The organism is Myxococcus qinghaiensis (assembly GCF_024198215.1).
Classification (GTDB): domain Bacteria; phylum Myxococcota; class Myxococcia; order Myxococcales; family Myxococcaceae; genus Myxococcus; species Myxococcus qinghaiensis.
On the sequence record NZ_JAKCFA010000028.1, the window covers coordinates 1 to 14786 of the forward strand.

The 14786-nt window shown below is 68.6% G+C and carries 11 protein-coding genes and 1 tRNA gene; 6 read left to right on the forward strand and 6 right to left on the reverse strand.

The window, feature by feature from the left end:
• Nucleotides 1-211: 211 nt before the first annotated feature.
• Nucleotides 212-4036, forward strand: coding sequence for a DEAD/DEAH box helicase family protein (locus LZ199_RS38240; protein ID WP_253998740.1), 3825 nt, complete (start codon nt 212-214; stop codon nt 4034-4036).
• A gap of 3 nt (nt 4037-4039) precedes the next feature.
• On the opposite strand, the gene LZ199_RS38245 is transcribed toward LZ199_RS38240, so the two are convergent.
• The 3 genes from LZ199_RS38245 to LZ199_RS38255 all read right to left on the reverse strand — a co-directional run bounded on the left by LZ199_RS38245 (nt 4040) and on the right by LZ199_RS38255 (nt 5495).
• Nucleotides 4040-4570: an ester cyclase gene (locus LZ199_RS38245; protein ID WP_253998741.1), complete on the reverse strand. Its 531-nt coding sequence runs from the start codon at nt 4568-4570 to the stop codon at nt 4040-4042.
• A tRNA-Phe gene (locus tag LZ199_RS38250) sits at nt 4541-4613 on the reverse strand. Before LZ199_RS38250 ends, LZ199_RS38245 begins: the two co-directional genes overlap by 30 nt.
• 87 nt (nt 4614-4700) lie before the next feature.
• Nucleotides 4701-5495, reverse strand: coding sequence for a sigma-70 family RNA polymerase sigma factor (locus LZ199_RS38255; protein WP_253998742.1), 795 nt, complete (start codon nt 5493-5495; stop codon nt 4701-4703).
• 121 nt (nt 5496-5616) lie between these two features.
• On the opposite strand from LZ199_RS38255, the gene nhaR reads away from it, so the two are divergent.
• A complete protein-coding gene (gene nhaR / locus LZ199_RS38260) occupies nt 5617-6516 on the forward strand; it encodes a transcriptional activator NhaR (RefSeq protein WP_163863185.1) in 900 nt (299 codons plus the stop codon).
• A gap of 12 nt (nt 6517-6528) precedes the next feature.
• On the opposite strand, the gene LZ199_RS38265 is transcribed toward nhaR, so the two are convergent.
• Nucleotides 6529-8118: an amidohydrolase gene (locus LZ199_RS38265; protein ID WP_253998743.1), complete on the reverse strand. Its 1590-nt coding sequence runs from the start codon at nt 8116-8118 to the stop codon at nt 6529-6531.
• A 160-nt stretch (nt 8119-8278) separates the two neighbouring features.
• Entirely contained in the window at nt 8279-8500 is a 222-nt protein-coding gene (locus tag LZ199_RS38270; RefSeq protein ID WP_253998744.1) for a hypothetical protein, read from the reverse strand.
• A gap of 236 nt (nt 8501-8736) precedes the next feature.
• On the opposite strand from LZ199_RS38270, the gene LZ199_RS38275 reads away from it, so the two are divergent.
• Nucleotides 8737-10101, forward strand: a complete 1365-nt coding sequence (locus tag LZ199_RS38275) for an NfeD family protein (RefSeq protein WP_407667309.1) — start codon at nt 8737-8739, stop codon at nt 10099-10101.
• Nucleotides 10098-10943 carry a slipin family protein gene (locus tag LZ199_RS38280; protein WP_253998745.1) on the forward strand — a complete coding sequence of 282 codons (846 nt, stop codon included), beginning with the start codon at nt 10098-10100 and terminating at the stop codon, nt 10941-10943. The genes LZ199_RS38275 and LZ199_RS38280 overlap by 4 nt, the downstream gene beginning before the upstream one ends.
• Before the next feature lie 9 nt (nt 10944-10952).
• Here LZ199_RS38280 and LZ199_RS38285 read toward each other — a convergent pair whose 3' ends face one another.
• A complete protein-coding gene (locus LZ199_RS38285) occupies nt 10953-11438 on the reverse strand; it encodes a DUF2721 domain-containing protein (RefSeq protein WP_253998746.1) in 486 nt (161 codons plus the stop codon).
• A gap of 198 nt (nt 11439-11636) precedes the next feature.
• On the opposite strand from LZ199_RS38285, the gene LZ199_RS38290 reads away from it, so the two are divergent.
• Together LZ199_RS38290 and LZ199_RS38295 are read left to right on the forward strand one after the other, a co-directional pair.
• The gene (locus LZ199_RS38290; protein ID WP_253998847.1) at nt 11637-12134 is read left to right on the forward strand and encodes a helix-turn-helix domain-containing protein; all 498 of its coding nucleotides are present in this window, start codon (nt 11637-11639) and stop codon (nt 12132-12134) included.
• Nucleotides 12131-14746: a VIT domain-containing protein gene (locus LZ199_RS38295; protein WP_253998747.1), complete on the forward strand. Its 2616-nt coding sequence runs from the start codon at nt 12131-12133 to the stop codon at nt 14744-14746. The genes LZ199_RS38290 and LZ199_RS38295 overlap by 4 nt, the downstream gene beginning before the upstream one ends.
• Nucleotides 14747-14786 lie beyond the last annotated feature (40 nt).

Below are 14786 nucleotides of genomic sequence, written 5' to 3' on the forward strand. Positions count from 1 at the left end.
GGCCCTCCGAAGCCCCAGGCCCTTCCGAACGCCGTCTGGATAAACAACCCCGCGCAGCTCCCCAGCTCACAGACAGCTGCGCACTAATCTCTCAGTTTCACTGTCTCATTCACGTTGACAGGTTCCGAGCCCTGAGCCCGTCCTCGCGGCGACGGTGCGCCGCACACCAGGTCCGCCCTGAAAAACCAGGTGGCTGGGATAGGGTGTCGAGGTGTCCTCCCCGTTCCTGCTGATTCCAGAATCCGAGTGGGTCGCCTCGAACACGCTCGCCTTCGCCATCCGGGATGCATCCCCCGCCAGTCCCGGTCACACGCTGGTGATTCCCCGGCGGCCCGTGGCCACCTGGTTCGACGCCACGGCCGAGGAGCAGCGCGCCCTTTTTTCGCTGGTGGACGAAGTGAAGCGGGGGCTGGACGCGGAGCTGAAGCCGGACGGCTACAACCTCGGCGTCAACGTGGGCGCGGCGGCCGGGCAGACGGTGTTCCACCTTCATGTGCACGTCATCCCCCGGTTCCAGGGTGACGTCGCGGACGCACGAGGCGGCATTCGCCACGTCATCCCAGGCAAGGGCAACTACCTGGCCACGCAGGCGAAGCCCCTCGCCACGGGTGGGATGGAGGACCCGTTCCTTCATCACCTGGAGCCGCTGTTCTCCCGCGCGTTGGACATCGCGGTGCTCGCGGCCTTCGTGCAGGACAGCGGGCTGGAGGTGCTGCGGCAGTCCGTGGATGCAGCTCTCGCGCGAGGGGCACGGGTGCGCATCCTCACGGGCGACTACCTGACCATCACCCAGGCCGAGGCCCTGCGCCGTTTGCTCGATTGGATGGACGAGGACAGCGTCCTGCAGGGAGGCGCCCGGGGCCACTTCGAGGCGCGCGTGGTGGAAGTGGAGAAGGCACGCGTGTCCTCCTTCCATCCGAAGTCCTGGCGCTTCAAGGGTCCGGGGCTCGCGGTGGCCTACGTGGGTTCGAGCAACATCTCGCGGTCCGCACTGAAGACAGGCATCGAGTGGAACCTGCGCGTCGAACAGGACCGGGACCCGAGGGCCTGGCGGGAAGTGGTCGACGCCTTCGAGGTGTGGTGGGAGCGGGCGGCGCCACTGGAAGCGGACTGGGTCGAGCAATACGCGCGCCGAGCTCGCATCACCGAGCGCGTTGTCGCCACCGTAGAGCAGGAACCCGCGCTCCCGCCACGCCAGCCGCACCTCCTCCAGCAGGAGGCCCTGCGTGCGCTGAGGAGCAGTCGAGGAGAAGGTCGTCGGCGCGCGCTCGTGGTGCTCGCGACGGGGCTCGGCAAGACGTGGCTGGCCGCGCTGGACGTCGCGGCCTTCGGCGAGGAGCGTGCCGCGCAGCCACGCGTCTTGTTCCTGGCCCATCGAGAGGAGCTGCTCGTCCAGGCCGCGGAGACGTTCCGCCGCCAGTTCCCGTCGCTGCGCTTCGGTTGGTATGTCGGAGCGAAGTCGTCACTCGCGGGCGAGCTGGTGTTCGCCTCGGTCCAGAAGCTCTCGAATCCCGACGGACTCCAGGCTCTGCGGGAAGCGGCGCCCTTCGACTACGTCATCGTGGACGAGGTGCACCATGCCGCCGCCGCGAGCTACCGCGCCATCCTCTCGCGCCTCGACCCGGCGTTCCTGCTCGGACTGACGGCGACTCCCGAGCGCGCGGACGAGGGTGATGTCCTGGGGCTGTTCGATGACCACCTGGCCTATCGAGCCGACCTGGGCGAAGGCATCCAGCAAGGGTTGCTCACACCCTTCGCCTACTTCGGGCTGAAGGACGACATCCCGTACGAGAACATCCCGTGGCGCAGCCGGAGCTTCGACCCGGAGGCGTTGACGTTGGCGGTCCAGACGGAAGCGCGCATGAAGACGCTGTGGCGCGCCTGGGAGGAACACGCGGCGAGCAGGACCCTGGTGTTCTGCGTCTCCGTCTCCCATGCGAACTATGTCCAGCAGTGGCTGAGCACGCAGGGCGTGCGGGTGGCGGCGGTGTACTCGGGGCCTGGCTCCGCGGACCGGGCACAAGCGCTGCGAGAGCTGGGGAACGGCACGCTGGACGCGGTGTGCGCGGTGGACCTCTTCAACGAGGGCGTGGATGTGCCAAGCATCGACCGTGTGGTGATGCTCAGGCCCACCGAGTCCTCCGTGGTCTTCCTTCAGCAGTTGGGCCGAGGCCTGCGGAAGCACGACGGCAAGCAGCGCGTCACCGTCATCGACTTCGTGGGCAACCATCGGATGTTCCTCGACCGGGTGCGCACCCTGCTGGCGCTGGGCCGGAGCTCCATCTCGCTGCGGGACTTCCTGGTCCATGGCAAACAGCCCGAGTTGCCTCCGGGCTGCTCGGTACAGGTCTCGCTGGAGGCCAAGAAGCTGCTCCAACACTTCCTGGCCCCGGGGGAAACGGATGCCGCACGCGCCTATCGCGAGCTGCGAACCCTGCGGGGGCAGCGTCCCACCATTGGTGAGCTGTATCGCTCGGGCCACTCCCCTGCCTCTCTACTCAAGCGGGATGAGTACGCGGGTTGGTTCCACTTCGTGGGAGCGGAGCGGGACCTGACGGAAGCGCAGGCACGCGCCCTGAAGCAAGAGTCGGGTTGGTTCCGGAACCTCGAACTCACACCGATGAGCAAGTGCTTCGAGATGGTGTTGCTGGAAGCCTTGCTCGAAGCGGAAGCCCTATGGGGAGGATTGTCATTGCCCGAGCTTGCTCACCGGAGTCTGTCCATCCTCCAGCGCTCACCCGAGTTGCTCCAGGACCTCGAAGGCGTCACCGCGCTGGACGACCCACGGGAGCCAAGCACATCGAAGTTCCTCGCTTTCTGGAAGACAGAGCCAGTCCGTGAGTGGACGAAGGACGGCAAGTGGTTCCGCATCGAGGGAGACAGGCTTGTCCCGCGCTTCACCGTGTCCGAGGACACGCGAGAAGCCTTCGAGGAGATGACCCGAGAGCTGGTCGAATACCGACTGGCGCAGTACCGACGTCGCCGACTCATCCAGGGTCAGGTTCCAGGGACGGCCTTCGAGGCCCAGATCATCTCCAACGGGCGTCATCCGATTCTCAAGCTCCCCGACCGGCAACAGCGTCCGGATCTCCCCAGCGGCCTCACCGATATCCGGCTTCCTGACGGAACACTCTGGCGATTCAACTTCGTGAAGATCGCCGTCAACGTCGCGAAGTCGGTTGATGCGGCGGAGAACCAGCTCGCAGTGCTCCTGACGCAATGGTTCGGGGACCGCGCTGGCAAGCCCGGCACTGCGTTTCGCGTGCGCTTCACGCCACGGACGGAGGGATGGTCGGTCGAGCCCGTGAACGCCGCGGTGATTGCCTTCATGCGCCCGGTGCGATTGGTCGCGTTTCCCACCCTGCGTGCCGCTGCGGGAGCCGCGAGCCATGCACTTTCGCTGGAGGAGGCCCCCGATGCGGAACATGTCCGGCTTCCCATCCAGGCACAAGGTGACGGGCTGTTCGTGGTGAGAGCCTCTGGGGACTCCATGAACGGAGGAGAGCGGCCCATTCGGAACGGCGACTGGCTGGTGATGCGCTACTCACGCGACCTCTCGCTCCAGGAGATGGAAGGAAAGGTGGCGCTCATCCAGGTCCCGGATGCAGCGGGATATGCCTATCAGGTGAAGCGGCTCGTGAAGGACAAGGGCCACTGGGCTCTCCGGTCCGACAATCCCAACCACGCCACATCGGAGGCAGGTGCGGACATGGTGCCCATCGCCCTGCTGGTTGAGGTCGTGCCCCCTGAGCGCGTGGGCCCCGAGCGCGGAGCGCAACTCACCGATGAGCAGCTCATGGCTCGCTTCGGACTGACCAAAGTCCCGAAGACCGGACGACACGAAGGCCACCTGTTCCTCTTCGCCACGGGAGAAAGTGCGTTCACGGAACCCGGTGTCCTGGCGTCGCGCATCGCGGAGCGGAGGCCCGGGGAGACCGCGTTCGTCTTCACCCGAGAGGCGCCTGAAGCCCCCTGGCACTACCAGGGAAGCGCTCACTGGGATGAACAGACAGACCGTTGGACTCTCGCCGACTGATGGTCAGCGGGGCTGACCGGCGCTGAGCTGCTGGCGCAGGGTCGCCTCGTCAATGAGTCCCCAGCGCTCCAGCAGCTTGCCGTCATCGGAGAAGCGCAGGATGTCTATGACCGTGTAGGAGATGGTCCGGCCCGTCGGGGCGAAGCCCAGGAAAGGCCCGTGATGGGTGGCTTGGGTCGTAACACGACAGGCGACCTTGTCCCCTTCGGCGACGAGGTCCTCGATGGTGAAGCGGATATCGCTCATCGCGGTCCGCAGTCCGGCGAACCCCTTCTTGATTCCATCGCGCCCCAACTCCATGTCCGGGTCCGGGTTGTGGTCGACGGCATCGAGCTGGATGACTCCATCGAGGACGTCGAAGTCGCCGGTCCGGATGGCCTCGTCGAGCTTCGCGTAGAACCGACGAACGGCGTCCTTGGGGGAAGTGGTCGTTCGTCCGGCACTCCGGGCAAAAAGAAAGGGCCCTGAACCGAAGTCCAGGGCCCCAAACTTTTCAACTCTGTGTGCCCAGGGGCGGAATCGAACCACCGACACGGGGATTTTCAGTCCCCTGCTCTACCGACTGAGCTACCTGGGCGTACGGGTCACCGCGAGAGGCCGCGCTCTCATATCGAGCACTTCCCAGGGCCGTCAAGCACCCTTTTCCCGGCGCCCCCTCCCCTCGTCATGCGGCACGGGACATGGCCTCCGCGTCCCAGGTCGTCAGACTCGCGGTGAGCCTCTTCTTCAGCTTCGCCCTCAGCCCCTGTTCGATCTGCCGGATGCGCACCGCCGTCACCCCGAAACGCCGAGCCAGCAGCTCCGCGCTCGCCGCCTCCTCCGCCAGCATCCGCTCCTCCACCAGCGCCCGCTCCCGTGCGTCCAGCTCCGGCCACGCCGCCTCCACGCTCGCCCGCAGCCTCGCCGCCCACTGCGCCCGGTCCACCACCTCCTCCTGCGGCTCGCCCTCCCCCTCCAACACCTCCAGCCGCGTCACCTCACCGTCCTGCGTCACCGGCGCGTCCAGCGACAGGTCCCTCGCCAACGACTCCGTCGCACGGACCACGTCCTCCTCCTTCTTCCCCAGGGCCCCCGCCAGCCGGCGCACCACCTCCGGATGACCCTCCCCCCACCGGGCCTCCAGCCGCGCGCGCTCCCGCCGGAGCTGGAACACCACCCACGGCGCCCGCCCCCCCGCCATGCTCCAGTTGCGGCTCACGTACGCCCGGATGCGCGCCCGAATCCACTGGCTCGCGTATGCCCCGAACGGAATCCCCCGCTCCTCGAACCGGCCCGCCGCCTCCATCAACCCCACGTTCCCCTCCGCCACCAGCTCGTCCAGCGGCAACCCCGTCCACCGGTACTTCCACGCCAGCCGCTCCACCAGCACCAGGTGCTCCCGAACCCGCGTCTCCACCGCCTCGCGGAGCACCTCAAGCTCAAGGGACTCGCAGGACTCGCTCACGTTGATGGCTTCCATGGACCTCCTCCGGTCTCTTCGGGGCGAAGAACTCGTCCGCGAATGCACGTAGAGATAAGCCAGGACCATTCTTAAGAAAATTAGGTAGTTTGAACGCAACCCATCGGTTATCTCTATGGGTATGAGCTGGCTCAACTACCACCATCTCCTGTATTTCTGGACGGTTGCGCGGGCGGGCAGCATCGCCAAGGCCGGCGAAGAACTACACCTCGCTCAACCCACCATCAGCAGCCAGCTCAAGCTGCTGGAGGAGTCGCTCGGCCACAAGCTCTTCGAGCGACAGGGCCGCAAGCTCGTCCTCACCGACGTGGGGCGCACCGTCATGCGCTACGCCGATGAAATCTTCCGCCTGGGCAACGAGCTGAAGAACGTGGTCGCTGGTCTGCCCCCCGGCCAGCAGCTGCGCCTCAACGTGGGCATCCTCGACGTCATTCCCAAGCTTGTCGCCGAGCAGCTCCTCAAGCCCGCGCTCGAAGCAGGCCCTTCGCTGCGCATCATCTGCCGCGAAGGCCCCTTGCCCCAGCTGCTCGCCTCGCTCGCCCTGCATGAACTGGACGTGGTGCTCGCCGACGCGCCCAGCTCCGAGCCCGTCAGCGTCCGCTCCTTCAACCACCTGCTCGGCAAGTGTGGCGTGTCCTTCTTCGCCGCCGACAGCCTGCGGCATCTCAAGAAGGACTTCCCCCGCTCGCTCGACGGCGCGCCCATGCTGCTGCCCTCGGACGAGTCCTCCGTGCGCCGCTCGCTGGACCTCTGGTTCGAGCGCCAGGGACTGCGTCCCCTCATCGCTGGCGACTTCGACGACAGCGCCCTGCTCCAGGCCTTCGGGCAGAGCGGCCACGGCGTCTTCGCCATGCCCTCCGTCATCGAGTCGCAGATGGAGCGCGAGTACAACTGCTCCGTCATCGGCCGCACCGACGAAATCGAGACCTGCTTCTACGCCATCACCGTGGAGCGACGCCTGCGGCACCCCGCCGTCGTCGCCATCGCCGAGGCGGCCCGCTCGCAAATCTTCAGCGTGTGACGTCCTCGGTGCTCACGGCGAGGCGCGATAGACCTCCACGCCCGCCACCACCGTCGCCAGCACCTGCGCATCCACCAGCGCCCTCGCGGGCCCCTCCACCGGATCCACCGACAGCGCCACGAAGTCGGCGTCCTGCCCTGGTGCCAGCCCGCCGCGCCGGGCCTCCTCGAAGGACGCCCACGCCGGCCCCCGCGTGAAGCCCTCCAGGGCCTCGTACCCCGACAGCGCCTCCTCCGGCAGCCAGCCACCCTCCGGTCTGCCCGTGGCGTCCTGCCTGGTGCGCGCCGCGTACAGCCCCGCCAGGACGTCCGGGTTCTCGATGGGGAAGTCGCTGCCCAGGGCGAGGTTCGCCCCCGCGTCCTTCAGGCTGCGCCACGCATAGGAGCCTCGGAGCCGCTCTCGGCCCAGCCTCGCTTCCGCCCAGGGCATGTCGCTGGTGGCATGGGTGGGCTGCACGCTCGCCACGAGGCCCGCCGCGCCCAGGCGGGTGATGTCCTCGCGTCGCAGAATCTGGGCGTGCTCCACGCGGTGCCTCAGCGCCTTCGTGCCCGTCTCCTCCGACACGCGCGTGAGCACGTCCACCACCAACGTATTGGCACGGTCTCCAATGGCGTGGATGCAGACCTGAAAGCCCCTGGCCATGAAGGCGCGGCTCCGGGACTCGAGTTCCTCGGGCGACATCAACAACAGCCCGCGCTGACCGGGCTCGTCACAGTAGTCCTCGTGCAGAGCCGCGCCCCGACTGCCCAGCGCACCATCCGCCAGGAACTTCACCGCGCGCATCGTCAGCATCCGCCCCTGCCAGGGGCCCTGCTCCAGATAGGCGTGCCGCTCGTCACCCTGGCCCGCCGCCATGGCGTAGATGCGCAGCGGGAGCGTGCCCTCGGCGTCCCACTGCTGAAGCAGCCGGAATGCATCCAGGTCCATGCCGGCGTCGTGAACTCCCGTCAGCCCCACCCGGGCACAGCGCTCCAGCGCCGCGCGGAGCCGTGTCTCCAACTGCGCCTTGGTGGGCGGTGGCATCGCCGCGGCCACCACGTCCATGGCGTTGTCTACCAGCACTCCCGTCGGCTCACCCTTCGTGTCCCTCAGGATGCGGCCTCCCTCGGTGTCCGGCGTGTCACGAGAGATGCCCGCCCTGCGCAGGGCCTCACCGTTCACCCAGGCCGCGTGGTGGTCCACTCGCGTGAGGAACACGGGCGTCGTGGGAAACAGGGCATCGAGCTCCGCCCTTCCAGGGAAGGCTCCACCGGGCCACTCGTTCTGGTCCCAGCCCCTTCCCAACAACCAGTCACCTTGGAAGCTGGAGGCGGGTGCCTGCGTCAGTCGGCGCAGCGCCTCCTCCACCGACGGCGCCTTCTCCAGTCGCACCGTGGTCAGGCTTCGCCCCAGGCCATGCAGATGCGCGTGGGCGTCCACCAGTCCCGGCACCACCGTGGCGGCTCCCAGGTCCACCTCTCGCGCACCGGGCGCGGCGGCCCTCACCTCGTCGCGCGTGCCCACCGCCACGACACGTCCGTCTCGCACCGCCAGGGCTCGCGCCAGCGGGCGCGTCGCATCCAGCGTCCAGATTCGCTCTGCCAGATAGACTGTCGTCTCCACCGTGCGCCTCCGCCTGCCCCGCGTCGGGCTTCGTCTCCACGCGAGTCGCGAGAACTGTGCGCGAGCGGAGGGGCGGTGTCACGAGGACCGTCGGCCCCCGTGCACGGAGACGGCACGGCCGGGAGCATGCTCCTGGCTCGCGACTCGTCGCGGCGCTCCGTTACTGGGGCTGTGTCTGCGTCTCCGTCGTGCCCGCGTCGGGCTGGTCGGGAAGAGGCGTGGCGGGCCCGGGCGGATTGTCCGGCACGGTCTGCACGGGCTCCCTCACCTGGTCAGGTCCCTGAAGCGGCTCCTGCTCATCAGTTCCGGCGGGCTGCGTGGTCTTGCAAGCCATCGGCACGGCGGCCAGGCAAAGGGCGGCGATGAGAACGACGCGGCGCATGAATCCTCCCCTTCGAGTCTTGGCGAGCAGCAAATCTGCTGCCTCTCGTTCGCACCGACCACCCGGAAAGCATCCCGGCGTGCGAGCGCTCACTCCCCGTGCCCGATACCAGACATGCGCGAGCCGACTCGGGAAGCTTGAGCAAGGCATGACCACCGTTGCTCGGGAGTGTCCTCACACCTCGGAGCTTCGGGCCATGCGGGTGGTGGGCAAGCGTTCGCTTCAGGAGGTGTGACTTGCCACGCTCACGCCACAGCCAGTTGGGGAGAATCAGGGCCGCTTGTGCCCTGATGATGCTGGCCCTGGGGCTGCTCGCGGCGAGACCACTACCGAGCACTCCGTCGGACTCCTCCACCGTGGCGCGCTGCGAGCTGGAAGGCGTGGTGGACACCGGCTCGGGCGCCTATCTGGCCGACTGCGTTCGGCGCGCGGAGCAGGGGGGACACTCGGCGCTGCTGGTTCGACTGGACACTCCCGGCGGCTCGCTGGAGGCCACTCGCGCCATCGTCCGCGCGTTCCTGGGTTCCACCGTGCCGGTGCTCGTCTGGGTGGGCCCCTCCGGTGCGCATGCGGGCAGCGCGGGCGTCTTCATCACCCTCGCCTCCAATCTGGCGGCCATGGCTCCCGGCACCAACATCGGCGCGGCGCATCCCGTCGCGGGGGTCACCGGACAGGACCCGGAGGCGGCGGGTGGCTCGCAGCTCGCCCGGAAGGTGGAGAACGACACCGTCGCCTTCGCCGAGAGCATCGCGCGTCAGCGGGGCCGCAACGCGGCGTGGGCCGCCTCCGCCGTTCGCGACAGTGTCGCCGTCAGCGCGAACGCGGCCGTCGAGCTGCGCGTGGTGGAGCACCTTGCTCCCAGCGAGTCGGAGTTCCTCTCCTGGGCCGATGGACGCTCGGTGCAGGTGGCGGGGGGCGACACGGTGCGGCTGTCCACTCGCGACGCTCGACTCGTGGAGCTGACTCCGAGCCTCTCCCAGCGCGTGGTCCATGCGCTCGCGCATCCCGCGCTGGTCTACCTGCTGTTCCTCATGGCCGCGCTCGGACTGGTCGTCGAGCTGGCCCATCCCGGCGGCATCGCTCCCGGACTCCTCGGCCTGGTGGCGCTGGTGCTCGCGCTGGTGGCCTCGTCAGCGTTGCCCGTGAGTGCGGGGGCCTTGCTGCTCCTCTTGCTCGGCGCGGCGCTCATCGTCGCGGAGCTGTTCGTCACCAGTGGACTGCTCGGGGCCACGGGTGTGTTGTTGCTGGGATTGGGAGGGCTGTTCCTGGTGGACCGCTTCGACCCGGACTGGTTCGTGGACCGGTCCTTCCGCGTGTCGTGGGCGTGGCTGATTCCCACCACGTTGGTCCTCGCGGGTGCGGCGGCCTATATCGCGTGGCGGAGCGCTCAGACGCGGCGCCTGCCCCAGCGCGGTGGAGACGCGGGACTCGTGGGCGAGGAGGGCACCACGCTGGCCCCCGTCTCTCCCGAGAGCGGTGAAGTGTTCGTCCATGGTGAGCGCTGGCGCGCCACCTCTCCCTCCCCCATCCAGCGCGGCGCCCACGTGGTGGTGCGGCGCGTGGAAGGGCTCACCCTCTTCGTCGACGAGGTGAAGACATGACCAACGTGTTCGGGCTGCTCGGGTTCCTCATTCCGCTGGGCATCGTCTTCCTGCTGTTCATGTCAGGCGTGCGAATCGTCAACGAGTACCAGAACGGCGTGGTGTTCCGGCTCGGCCGCTTCGTGGGATTGAAGCGCGCGGGCTTCCGCTGGCTCATCCCCTTCGTGGAGCGCATGGTCATCATCGACCTGCGCACCGTGGCTCGCGACGTGCCGCCCCAGGACGTCATCACTCGCGACAACGTCAGCGTGAAGGTCAACGCCGTCGTCTACTTCCGCGTCATCCATGCCGACAAGGCCGTGCTCGAGGTGGAGGACTATCTCTACGCCACCAGCCAGCTCGCGCAGACAACGCTCCGCGCGATTCTGGGACAGGTGGAGCTGGACCAGCTCCTCAGCGAGCGCGAGCGCATCAACCACGAAATCCAGCAGGTGCTCGACGCGCGCACGGACCCGTGGGGCATCAAGGTTTCCAACGTGGAGGTGAAGCACATCGACCTGCCCCCGGAGATGCAGCGGGCCATCGCTCGACAGGCCGAGGCCGAGCGCGAGCGTCGCGCGAAAATCATCGCCGCCGAGGGCGAGCACCAGGCCGCCGAGAAGCTCGCCATGGCCGCGGACGTGCTCAGCCGCAACCCCGCCACGCTCCAGCTCCGTTATCTACAGACGCTGGTGGAAATCACCACCGGCGGCAATCACACCATCCTCCCCATCCCGCTCGACATCCTGCGCGCCGTCGGCGCCGCGGCGGCTCGCAGCGGCTTCGGCTCGGGCGAGGATGACAGACGCCACTCCAATGGACACGGCGACGAGGACGGGCCTCCCGCCGAGAACCTCACCTGACGCGGGCCACTACAGGCGCGGGGGCGGGCGCGTGATTCCGAAGAGTTCCTCCCGCTCCAGGGTGATGGCCAGCCGGCTCAAGCGCAGCGAGGCCAGCGCGAGCACCGCTACCGCGCCCAGCAACAACACGCCGATGGCGAAGGACACCACCGGCAGCGACTCCGGGATGTCGAGCTGACGCTTCGTCAGATACAGCAACGACGTCACCACGAACGCCAAGAGCGCCGTGTACGTCAGCGCGATGGCCCTCGCGAGGATGGCGTGCCGCCGGTCCAGGATGACCACCTCCTGCCGCAACAAGTCCCGCCGCGAGCTCCCGTCCGGCAACTGACGCGCCTCCCTCAACATCTCCCGCATCCGCGTCGTCATCCGCGCAATCTGGTTGTCCAACCCCGTCGCCACGATTCCGCACGCCGACACCATCACCGCCGGCGTCACCGCCGTCCCAATCAGCCGTATCGACGAGAGGTCCAACCCATCCGACACACCGTTCATCCCCCCTCTGTTCCACCCCTCCCCTCCCCCATGCAACCCACCCTTCGCCCCCCTGCTCCCCTCTGAACTCGACAGTCCATCTCGACACTCGAACTGCGCAGTCCGACATATGCCCACCCGGACATCTTGACACTACGCCCGCAGAAACTCGACACTGATGACTTGACACTTAAAGTGTCGAATCATACTGTCTGCTTCGTGAACACGCGGAAGACACAGAGTGAGTGGAAGCTGGCGGAGCTGGCCGAGGAGGCGGGCGTCTCGCCACGCACGGTGCGCTACTACGTCCAGCGGGGTCTGCTCCCCGCGCCGCCCTTCCGGGGTCCGGACACCGTGTATGGCGAGGAGCACGTCGTCCGCCTCAAGGCCATCCGGGTCCTTCAAGCCTGGTTCCTGCCCTTGGATGCCATCCAGGCGGAGCTCCAGCGCCTGTCGCTCGACGAGCTGCGCAAGCTCGCCGAGTCGGACGTCACCCCGACTCCGCCCACGTACGGGCCGACGAGCCCCACCGATTCACAAATCGTGGCACCGCCGGCCACCGGCCCGCGTCCCACGACGACGACTCGCTACCAGCGCTGGGAGCTCATCCCCGGACTGGAGCTGCACGTAGCGGATTCAGCGGATGCCAAGGTTCGTGCCCTCGCCGAGCGCGTGAGGGCCCTCATCGAAGAGTTCCAGGACAAGGAGAAGCCATGACGAAAGAGCATGCAGGGCTGTTCACTCGCGAGGGCGCGCAGGTCCCCCTCCAGGGCGTCGAAGTCACTGGTGAGCTGCTCGGCGGACATGCGCGCGTGCGCGTTCGCCAGCGCTACCGCAACGACGAGCAGCGCCCCATCGAGGCCGTCTACACCTTCCCCTTGCCCTCTGACGGCACCCTGTCCGCCTTCTCCATGACGTGCGCGGGCCGCCGCGTCGAGGGCATCGTCAAGGAGCGCGAGGAGGCCTTCCGCGCCTATGACGACGCCGTCACCGCGGGCCATGGCGCCGCCCTGCTCGACGAGGAGCGCTCCAACGTCTTCACCGCCCAGGTGGGCAACCTCCTCCCCGGCGAAGAGACCCTCATCGAGGTGGAGTTCCTCCAGGCTGTCACCGCCGAGGAGGGCAGCGTCCGGTGGATGCTCCCCACGCTCGTCGCCCCGCGCTACATCCCCGGCAACCCCGCCGGAGACCGCACCGGCCACGGCAGCGTCGAGCCCACGCAGCGCGTCCCCGACGCGGACCGAATCTCTCCTCCCATCGGCCAGGTGCACTACGGCCTGCGCATGGACCTGCTCGTGGACCTGGGCCGCGAGGTCATCGTCGAGAGCCCCTCGCACGCCATCACCGTCACCCGCGAGAGCGGCACCCGCGCCCGGGTGAGCTTCTCTCGCGGCGAGGTGTCCCTGGACCGCGACCTGGTCCTCTCCCTGCGCAGCTCCGATTCGAGCGCCGTCTTCACCCCGCTCGCCACGCACCGCAAGGGCGACAAGCCCGGCACGTTCGCCCTCACCGTGGTGCCCGACCTGCTGGGCATGGCCTCCGCGCCCCCCAAGCAGGAGGTCATCTTCCTGGTGGACGTCTCCGGCTCCATGGACGGCGAGAGCCTGCCCCAGGCCCAGGCCGCGCTCCGGCTGTGTCTGCGCCACCTGCGTGAAGGCGACCGCTTCAACGTCATCGCCTTCGAGAGCTCCTTCCGCTCCTTCCAGCCCCTGCCCGTGCCCTTCACCCAGCGCATGCTGGAAGAGGCGGACCGGTGGGTAGCGGCACTCCGGGCCGACGGCGGCACCGAGCTGCTCGGGCCCATGCAGGCCGCGGCTCGCACCGCGCCGGACGGCGTGCTCGTGCTCCTGACGGACGGACAGGTGGGCAACGAGGAGGAGATCCTCCGCGCCGTACTCGCCGAGCGGAAGTCCGCCCGCGTGTACTCGTTCGGCATCGGCACCAACGTCAGCGACGCGCTGCTGCGTGACATGGCGAAGCAGACCGGCGGCGACGTGGAGTTCATCCATCCGGGCGAGCGCATCGACGACAAGGTCGTCGCCCAGTTCTCCCGCGCGCTCGCGCCTCGCGTCACTGAGTTGCAAGTCACCTTCGAGGGAATCGAAGGCACGGAGCTGGCTCCCGCCGAGCTGCCGACGATGGTCGACGGCGTTCCCTGGACCCTGCTGGGTCGCTACCCCACGCCGGGCACCGGCAAGGTGACGCTGCGGGGCCGCTCCGGCCGCGAGCCCTTCGTGCTCACCGTGAACGTGAACTTCCTCGCCGAGTCGGACCGTCCGGCGGTGGAGAAGTTGTGGGCCGCCGAGCGCATCAAGAGCTGGGAGGCCGCGGGCCTCACCGGCCGCCGCGCCGAGTCCATGAAGAAGCGCATCGTCGACCTCGCCGTCGAGCACCAGATTGTCACGCGCTACACGTCCTTCGTCGTGGTGGAGGAGCGCACTGGTGACAGGCGCGCCTCGGGTCAGCCGGAGACGCGCGTCGTCCCGGTGAATGCTCCCGCGGGCTGGGCCATGTTCGGCACGCAGAAGAACGAAGAGGCCGAGGTCGCTCCCGTCGTCCAGCGCCCCGGTGCTCGCGGCCGTGGCGGGCCGCACCAGCCCGTCATGCCGCCTCCCGGGGCGCCGATGCGAATCCCGGCTCCTGCGCCCATGGCCGCCGCGCCCGCCATGGCTTCCGCGGGAGGGCCCCCGCCGCCCCCCGCACCGCTCGCGGACTCCGCTCCGAGCTTCGAGAGCCGGAGGATGGTCAGCAAGTCGGCCCAGGCCCCCGACATGGCGAAGAAGAAGAAGGACGGCGGCCTGCTGGGAGCCATCTTCGGCGGAGTCTCCCGGAAGGAGTCCCTGGCGGCCCCCGAGTTCTCCGACGATGACGACGCCTCCGCGGTCGGCCTGGCCTCCGAGCAGGAGGAGGGCGCCTCCGAGCGCTCCCGTGACGTCGCCTCCCACGCAGCGGGCGCGGAGGCGCTGCTGGGACGACAGCTCGCCAACGGACTGTGGGCGGGGACCGGCTCCGGGCCGGAGCCCGTGCAGCAGGCTCGAGCCACCGCGCTCGCCCTGCTGGAGCTGCTGCGCGAGGGCATCACCAGCAGCCACGCGCTGCACGGCGCCCAGGTGAAGAAGGCGGTGGAGGCCCTGCTGACCCTCGCCTCGCAGCTCACCGGCAGCCCCGACGTCGCGGAGCTGGCCCTGGGCGTGGCCTGGCTCGTCGCGGCGGGCCCGCGCACCCGGGGTCGCATCGAGCAGGCCGCCAAGCCCCTCGCCGGGCTCAACGGCCGACTGGGCAACGACGCCGAGCTGCGTCAGCACGTCGATACCCTCGCCGCTCGCTGACGCGGCGCGCCTGAGACACATCACCCGAAGTCCCCGGCGA

What these genes read in the sequence shown, in the direction of transcription:
- LZ199_RS38295 (WP_253998747.1), top strand. Translation starts at nt 12,131, where the DNA reads ATGACGAAAGAGCATGCAGGGCTGTTCACTCGCGAGGGCGCGCAGGTC.
- nhaR (WP_163863185.1), top strand. Translation starts at nt 5,617, where the DNA reads ATGAGCTGGCTCAACTACCACCATCTCCTGTATTTCTGGACGGTTGCG.
- LZ199_RS38285 (WP_253998746.1), bottom strand. Translation starts at nt 11,438, where the DNA reads ATGAACGGTGTGTCGGATGGGTTGGACCTCTCGTCGATACGGCTGATT.
- LZ199_RS38255 (WP_253998742.1), bottom strand. Translation starts at nt 5,495, where the DNA reads ATGGAAGCCATCAACGTGAGCGAGTCCTGCGAGTCCCTTGAGCTTGAG.
- LZ199_RS38270 (WP_253998744.1), bottom strand. Translation starts at nt 8,500, where the DNA reads ATGCGCCGCGTCGTTCTCATCGCCGCCCTTTGCCTGGCCGCCGTGCCG.
- LZ199_RS38280 (WP_253998745.1), top strand. Translation starts at nt 10,098, where the DNA reads ATGACCAACGTGTTCGGGCTGCTCGGGTTCCTCATTCCGCTGGGCATC.